The sequence below is a fragment of the uncultured Meiothermus sp. genome, from assembly GCF_937863175.1.
Classification (GTDB): Bacteria; Deinococcota; Deinococci; order Deinococcales; family Thermaceae; genus Meiothermus.
The window spans coordinates 1-1998 of record NZ_CALMCQ010000270.1 but is presented as its reverse complement, the minus strand read 5'-3'; the positions used below and the strand labels follow the sequence as shown (position 1 = coordinate 1998).

General features: G+C 61.1%; 3 protein-coding genes. All 3 read left to right on the top strand.

Annotation, left to right across the window (positions count from 1 at the left end; genetic code table 11):
* Positions 1–86 precede the first annotated feature (86 nt).
* The gene (locus tag Q0288_RS10090; RefSeq protein ID WP_299430000.1) at positions 87–350 is read left to right on the top strand and encodes a hypothetical protein; all 264 of its coding nucleotides are present in this window, start codon (positions 87–89) and stop codon (positions 348–350) included.
* 105 nt (positions 351–455) lie between these two features.
* Positions 456–1691 carry an aspartate aminotransferase family protein gene (locus tag Q0288_RS10085; RefSeq protein WP_299429998.1) on the top strand — a complete coding sequence of 412 codons (1236 nt, stop codon included), beginning with the start codon at positions 456–458 and terminating at the stop codon, positions 1689–1691.
* A 75-nt stretch (positions 1692–1766) separates the two neighbouring features.
* The coding region (locus tag Q0288_RS10080; protein ID WP_299429996.1) for a hypothetical protein at positions 1767–1998 on the top strand (232 nt) is incomplete at its 3' end.

Genomic DNA, 1998 nt, shown 5'->3' with positions numbered 1-1998 from the left:
CCCTCAGGCATCGGACAGCCGCTGGCTGAACACCGGTACCGGCAGGACTAGTATCTGGCTAAGCTATCCTGGTAGCGAGGTGCACCATGAAAAAAAGAGAAATAAGCGACCCGGAACTCCGCCTGACTGCCATCGTCTATGCCAAGCTGGGTGCGGTGCCTTACTTGAAGGAGAGGGGACGCCTGCCCGACAAGATTGGGGGCCCCTGGAACCTGATCCCGATGCGTCTGGCGATCGAGGAGCGCGGTACAAACCCCGAGCTGACCGATGATGAGCAACTGGTCTACGAGGCCATCCTGCGCGAAGGCCGGCTTCCGGGTGGCTCTGTGATTTTGCTGGATAAAGAGTAGCAGCAGAGCAAACGGCCATCCCGAGGTTTGAGCAGGCGCCCTGATTGCGCTTTCAAGGAAAACGGGTGAGGAGTCGTTTTTCACGTGGTACACTCAGGGTCAGCCATGAACACCTTTGAGCTGTACGAAAAACACGTCAACCCTGGCCTGGCGGGGTTGCTGCGCTTTACCGGCCTCGACAAGATTGAATCCCATGCCGAGGGGGTGTATGTCTGGGATACCGAGGGCAAGCGGTATCTGGACTTTCTGGGGCTGTATGGCACCCTTTCGTTGGGGCATCGTCATCCCCGCGTGGTAGAGGCGGTTAAGACCCAGCTCGAGCGGATGCCGATGTCGGTGCGGGTGCTGGTATCTGGGCCCACCGCCCGGCTGGCCGCCCGCCTGGCCGAGATTGCGCCGGGCGAACTCTCAATGGTCTACTTTGGCAACTCTGGTACCGAAGGGGTCGAGGCGGCCCTCAAGTTTGCCCGCTTTTATACCCGCAAGCCAGGCTTCATCACCACCCAGGGCGGCTACCACGGCAAAACCCTGGGAGCCCTGTCGGTGACGCCCAAAGAACAGTATCAACAACCCGCCAGGCCCCTGCTGCCGGGGGTGACGGTGGTTCCGTTTGGCGATGCCCAGGCCGTGGAAGATGCCATTGGCCCCGACACGGCGGCGGTGATCCTCGAGCCGATCCAGGGCGAAGGGGGTATCCGGCTGCCACCGGAAGGCTATCTGCGCGAAGTCCGGCGCATCACCCGCGAAAGAGGGGTGGTGATGATCGCCGACGAGGTGCAGACCGGTCTGGGACGTACCGGCAAGCTATGGGCCGTCAACTGGGAAGAGGTCGAGCCCGACATCCTGGTCAGCGCCAAGGCCCTGGGGGGCGGGGTGATGCCCATCTCGGCCACCCTCTGCCGCCCGGAAATTCTGAGCATCTACAAGACTGAACCCCTGATTCATTCCACCACCTTTGGCGGCAATCCGCTGGCGGCGGCAGCGGCGCTGGCGGCCATCGAGGTCACGTTAGCAGAAGATATTCCGGCCAGGGCTTTGCAGTCGGGCCAGTATCTGATAACTCAACTGATCGGGTTACAAAAAGCCTACCCGGAGTTTATCCAGGAGGTGCGGGGCCGGGGGTTGCTGGTGGGCCTCGAGTTCAGCGACGCCGATATTGGGGCGGTAGTGGTGGCCGAACTTGCCGCCCGTGGGGTTCTGACCGCCTTTGGCCTCAACAACCCCAAGGTGGTGCGCTTAGAACCGCCCCTGATTGTCGAAAAACTCCACCTTGACGAGTGCCTCGAGGCGCTGGATGGCGCCTTGAAAGCCACCCAGCGGGCCTTCGAGGGCGTATTGTAGAGCCTGGGGTTTGCCCTGGTGTACGGCCCTGCAGCCTATGCCGGTGGCATCCCGATAGGGGATGGTCCAAGTACTATGATTGACCAGCAGGTTTACGCATACTTCCAGAAACATCCCCAAAAGCGATTTAGCCTGCGCGAGATTGTGCGGGGTTTACGGCTCGAAAAGAATCAGGTGGTCGAGGCGTTAGACCTTTTGGTGGCTGAGGGAAAGGTACTCGAGCCGCGTCGGAAGCTCTACCAGCTACCCGAAGCACTGGCGCACAAAGGCTTTGAGGGCCGCCTGCAAGGGCATCCGGCAGGGTTTG